Source organism: Shewanella sp., assembly GCF_051658185.1.
In the GTDB taxonomy this organism is placed as follows: Bacteria; Pseudomonadota; Gammaproteobacteria; order Enterobacterales; family Shewanellaceae; genus Shewanella.
The window spans coordinates 1-5411 of sequence record NZ_JBOFMC010000181.1 but is presented as its reverse complement, the minus strand read 5'-3'; the positions used below and the strand labels follow the sequence as shown (position 1 = coordinate 5411).

The following is a 5411-nucleotide window of genomic DNA, read 5'->3' as shown; positions in this document are numbered from 1 at the left end:
CATCCCGAACTCAGAAGTGAAACGCAATTGCGCCGATGGTAGTGTGGGGTCTCCCCATGTGAGAGTAGGGCATCGCCAAGCGCCTAATACCAATGAAGCCCTAGTTAACGCTAGGGCTTTTTTGCATCTGCACGCTACTTTATTCTATGTTGTATCTGTTTTTACTCCTTTTGACATCAGAACTCCTCTTAGTTTTTATCATCAATGGCTTTTATCATCCATTTCGTCAGGTCTGCAGGCTTGCTGGATATGCGCCTAGATTGTTGATGGTAACTCCTTAGCTCAAGTCTTGAGTGACGTTGGCTATTGCTATTGCTGCAAGGGTTACTTACCTTAGCTGCTATTGTGATTGATCGTTAGCCTGGGGGCTGGAATGAAGTTAGAGATGATTTGCACTGGGGAAGAGGTGTTATCGGGTCAGATTGTTGATACTAATGCCGCTTGGTTTGCTAGCACTATGATGGAGCATGGCATAGAGCTGCAACGTCGCGTGACGGTTGGTGATCGGCTTGAGGATTTGATCGCGGTATTTCAAGAACGTAGCCTGCATGCGGATGTGATTTTAGTGAATGGCGGTTTAGGGCCGACCAGTGATGATATGTCTGCGGAGGCGATGGCTCAAGCGAAAGCGGAACCACTGGTCGAGAATGCGCTGTGGCGGCAGCATTTAGAAGATTGGTTTAGCCGGAATAATCGAGAAATGCCCCTGAGTAATCTTAAGCAAGCGATGCTGCCGGCGTCAGCGGTGATGGTCGATAATCCTGTGGGAACGGCTTGTGGTTTTAGGGTTAAACTCAATCGGGCGTGGTTATTTTTTACTCCTGGTGTGCCCTTTGAGTTTAAGCACATGGTTAATGAGCACTTTCTTCCTTTTGTCCGCGAAACCTTTCACCTAACTGAAAAGGTTGCCCTTAAAAAATTACTCACTATAGGCCATGGTGAGTCGGCTTTGGCTGATAAGTTAGCGCCGCTCGATTTACCTGATGGGATCACTATCGGCTATCGCTCTTCGATGCCTCATATCGAGATTAAAATCTTTGCCCGTGGTGAGACGGCGATTAACCTATTGCCACGCGTGGTTGGCCACATTAAGCAGGTGCTCGGTATTGCTATCGTGGCCGAGGATCGGGCAACGCTTGCGGAGGAGATTCACCATAGATTGCTTCATTCTGGGCAAAGTTTAAGTATTGCGGAATCTTGTACTGGCGGAATGCTTACCAGTCAATTGGTTGATTTTTCAGGAAGCTCTAGCTATTTACACCAAGGGCTCGTCACCTATAGCAATGAGTCGAAGGTGCGGGTATTGGGCGTGAGTCCAGCGATCTTAGATGATCACGGCGCAGTATCGATCCAGACTGTAGAAGCAATGGCAAAAGGGGTGCGAAGCATCTTGGATAGTGATTTTGCCCTCGCAACCAGTGGTATTGCTGGCCCTGATGGGGGGACTGAGGCGAAACCTGTTGGCACGGTGGCGATTGCTCTTGCTACGCGCCAAGGGGTTTATAGCCAGATGATTAAGTTACCTAGACGTTCTCGGGATTTAGTCCGTAGTCTATCCGCAGCAGTGGCTTACGATATGTTAAGGCGGGAACTGTTGGGCGAAGCCGTGGTTGTTGATTATCCTTCGATTGGCCGATTTAATAAGTAGTTTGGTGCTTTGCAGCTCGGTCACAGTGACAGCGACTATCCATTAGTAAAATGCTCCCGAGGGAGCATTTTTGTTGGCGTTTGCCATAGTGGCGTAGCAAATACGTTATGGGGTAAATTTCAGCACTAATTTACCGGGGACAACTTGGATACTCTCGGTCATTTTAGCCATTAACGCTTGATTACTATCTTTAGTATCAAGGACGTAGACTGGCTGATTTTCTAAAAAGACTCGCAAATAACTCATCAGCTGTGGTGTGGCGCTGTTGATGGCTCTTTCAATGTCTTTCGGAGTGGACTCGACCTTGACCAGTTCAAGCTGGCGTAGGTAGACACTGTGGGTCTTATTGTCATACCAAGGCTTAGCTTCAAAAGTCGTCGTTAGATGCGCATTGAGAGGCAATAGCGGATTGTTAATCGTGACCTTAGTGGTGGCACTGACGCTCATGGTGTCCGGCTTTTCACCGAGGCGGACGGCAATATCATTGATGCGGATTTCAGCGCCAATCAGTTGAGTACCTTGCTTGACCTCAAAGTGGATCTCTTTACTGAGGTACTGTTCCATTTCGCGCTCGCTGATGCTGTACTGCGTAGCGCAGCCGCTAAGCAGTACCGTCAGACCTAAGCCAATTGTGCGGATAAATGTCTTCATTAACCTGTGTTTCTCATTCCTGCGGCCACGCCGGCGATGGTCAGCATTAACGCCAGCTGCACATGCTCAGAAGCCGGGGTTTCGGTGGTTTCCTTACGCGTCCGGGCCAATAGCTCAGTTTGTAAGAAGTTTAACGGATCGATATAGGGATTACGCAGTTTAACCGATTCGCGGTTCCATGGTGTATGTGCCATTAAACTGTCCGATTGAGTTAGCTTGAGCACGACTTGGATCCCCAGATCTAGACGCTGGCGCAAGGTTTCACCTAAGTGGTGCAAATGGCTCGGCACTAAACAGCTCTCATAATAGCGCGCTAGATTCGGCTCTGCCTTGGCATAGACCATTTCGAGCATCGAAATCCGGGTGCTAAAAAATGGCCATTGTTGCTCCATCTCCTGCAGTAAGCTCATCTCTCCTCGTTCAATCGCGGCCTCTAAGGCTTCTCCGGCCCCAAGCCATGCGGGTAACATTAAGCGATTTTGTGACCAAGCAAAAATCCACGGGATGGCGCGCAAGCTTTCGATGCCGCCATCTACGCGGCGTTTAGCTGGGCGGCTGCCTAATGGCAGTTTGCCCAACTCAACCTCCGGCGTGGCCGCGCGAAAATAAGCAACAAAATCAGGCTGCTCTCGGACAATGCCGCGATAAGCTCCCACTGACTCTAGCGCGATGCGCTCCATGCAGTTGCGCCATTGTTGTTTCGGCTCCGGTGGCGGTAATAAGGTCGCCTCTAACACTGCTGAGGTGTAGAGCGCCAGACTTTGCAGCGCAAGTTTCGGTAGGCCAAATTTAAAACGGATCATTTCACCCTGCTCGGTGACGCGAATGCGACCATCCACAGAGCCGGGTGGCTGGGAAAGGATGGCTTTATGCGCAGGGCCACCGCCACGGCCAATGCTGCCGCCACGGCCATGGAATAAGGTGAGTTTGACGCCGGCCTGTTCACATACCGCGACTAACTGCTCCTGCGCCCGATACTGTGCCCACGCTGCCGCCATCACGCCAGCATCTTTGGCGGAGTCGGAGTAACCGATCATCACCTCTTGCATGCCTTTGGTGTAACCGCGATACCAATCAATATTGAGTAAATCGGTGATACATTTTGCGGCATTGTTTAAGTCGCTTAGGGTTTCAAACAGTGGCACCACGCGCATGGGGTGGGAGCAGCCGGTTTCTTTTAATAACAGTAATACGGTTAAGACATCCGACGGTTTGCTCGCCATTGAGATCACATAGGAGCCCAGTGCCTTCGCGGGGTGTTTGGCGATTAAGCGGCAGGTGCTCAGCACTTCGGCGACATCCTCTGAGGGTTGCCAGTTATTGGGGAGCAGCGGCCGGCGGTTACTGAGCTCGCGCAGCAGAAAGGCTTGCTTTTCAGTTTCGTCCCAATGGCTGAAATCTCCCATGCCGAGATAACGGGTCAGTTCGGCAATCACATCGCTGTGGCGCCCGGCGTCTTGGCGAATATCCAGTCTTAACATGTGGATGCCAAAACAGGCGAGGCGGCGCAGGATATCAAGGAGTAAGCCGTTGGCAATTAGGCGCATCCCGCAATCGGTTAAACTGTTGTAGAGCATCTCCAGTGGTAGCTTGAGATCGCTTTCTTGCCAAATTAAGGTCGACTTATCGACCTCTGGATGATGACCTTCGATGCGCGCATTTAAGTAATCGATAGTATTACGCAGTTTTTGCCGCAGACAGCGCAGCACGTGGCGATAGGGCTCGCAACTGTTGTTGGTATAGGCCTTTAATTCGTCATTCGCCTCTTCCATGGATAGCTCGCCAACCAGCAGCACGATGTCTTTTAAGAATAATCGAGCGGCAGCGTGTCGGTTGCGGTCGAGCACTTCTTCAGTGACTTTGGCGGTGACAAAGGGGTTGCCATCGCGATCGCCGCCCATCCAACTTGAAAAGCGCACAGGGGCAATATCAATCGGTAACTGTTGACCAGTACGTTGCTGCACCTGATCGTTAAGCTGCCTTAAAAAGTCAGGCACTGCATGCCAGAGGGATTCTTCGATGGTCGATAAGCCCCAGCGCGCTTCATCAACCGGGGTTGGCCGCTCGCGGCGGATCTCATTGGTGTGCCATATTTGGGCGATGAGTTGGCGCAGGCGCAGATTAATTTGTTGGCGTTCACGCTCCGAGAGTTGGTCATTCTCTTGCTCGGTAAGGCAATCAACAATGGCGGCGTATTTTTGAATGAGGGTGCGCCGTGAGATTTCCGTTGGATGGGCGGTGAGCACCAGATCGATATCGAGTGTCTTCAGGCAATCGAGCATTTTGCTTTGATCGACACGGCCATTGAGCATGCGTCCGAGAAGCTGTTCTACCGGATCGGGCACGCAGACCAGTTCGTCACAATTGCGACTAATGGTATGAAATTGTTCGGCAATATTCGCTAGATTGAGGAACTGGTTAAAGGCTTTGGCAAAGGGGACTAATTCTTCATCCGGCAGCGCGGTGAGCAGTTCAAGCATTTGCTCTCTGGCGGCCTCATCTCCCCGGCGTGAATCTTTTGCCAGTTTGCGGATTTGCTCAACCTTATCGAGAAACGCATCCCCGAGGTGGGTGCGCATGGTATCGCCAAGAATTTGCCCTAACATACTCACGTTCGATCTTAATGACGCATACATATCGGTCATATTATCTGTCTTGGTTATACCCATAGTTACTCCGAATAGAAAAACACAAATTCCGCATGACATTTAGCCCGTTAGCACAATACCTACCAGTGGGTACTATGGTCAACAGCGCAGCCGATAACTTATACGACTGACTTATCTTATGTTCAATCTTTTAGCTTGATAACTGAAGAATATTCAAAATAAATGCGATGTCACGCAATTTCTTTTGATATTTTGCGCGAGTGAATATCAACTGCATCATTTTTGACTATTAGCCATCACCCCTTAAGGGCTGGGGAGCTAAGGTGTGGTTGGCGAGGAAGGTGTCGCGAGTGGCTAATGAAGGCGTTAGCGCCGTAAAGTCATTCGCGCTTGTAATACTTTTGTGATGTTACCTGGGAGGTGATGAGGAGATGATGCAGGAAATTTTAAAAAATATATATTCACATATATTGCATAAATAGATCGTTGTGATAGTCTAGCTT

At 49.9% G+C, this 5411-nt stretch carries 3 protein-coding genes and 1 rRNA gene; 2 read left to right on the top strand and 2 right to left on the bottom strand.

The window, feature by feature from the left end; all coding sequences use genetic code 11:
* Positions 1-81: ribosomal RNA gene (gene rrf, locus ACRCZA_RS07375) — 5S ribosomal RNA — on the top strand; the annotation flags it as partial.
* A gap of 292 nt (positions 82-373) precedes the next feature.
* Positions 374-1648 carry a CinA family nicotinamide mononucleotide deamidase-related protein gene (locus tag ACRCZA_RS07370; protein WP_438673807.1) on the top strand — a complete coding sequence of 425 codons (1275 nt, stop codon included), beginning with the start codon at positions 374-376 and terminating at the stop codon, positions 1646-1648.
* 105 nt (positions 1649-1753) lie between these two features.
* Here the strand turns inward: ACRCZA_RS07370 and ACRCZA_RS07365 are convergent, their stop codons facing one another.
* Both ACRCZA_RS07365 and ppc read right to left on the bottom strand, forming a co-directional pair.
* Positions 1754-2299: a DUF1439 domain-containing protein gene (locus ACRCZA_RS07365; RefSeq protein ID WP_438673806.1), complete on the bottom strand. Its 546-nt coding sequence runs from the start codon at positions 2297-2299 to the stop codon at positions 1754-1756.
* Complete coding sequence (gene ppc, locus ACRCZA_RS07360) at positions 2299-4968, bottom strand: phosphoenolpyruvate carboxylase (RefSeq protein ID WP_438673805.1); 2670 nt, start codon at positions 4966-4968, stop codon at positions 2299-2301. Before ppc ends, ACRCZA_RS07365 begins: the two co-directional genes overlap by 1 nt.
* Positions 4969-5411: the final 443 nt, after the last annotated feature.

Coding starts and splice junctions, on each gene's coding strand:
- ACRCZA_RS07370 (WP_438673807.1), top strand. CDS start 374: ATGAAGTTAGAGATGATTTGCACTGGGGAAGAGGTGTTATCGGGTCAG.
- ACRCZA_RS07365 (WP_438673806.1), bottom strand. CDS start 2,299: ATGAAGACATTTATCCGCACAATTGGCTTAGGTCTGACGGTACTGCTT.
- ppc (WP_438673805.1), bottom strand. CDS start 4,968: ATGGGTATAACCAAGACAGATAATATGACCGATATGTATGCGTCATTA.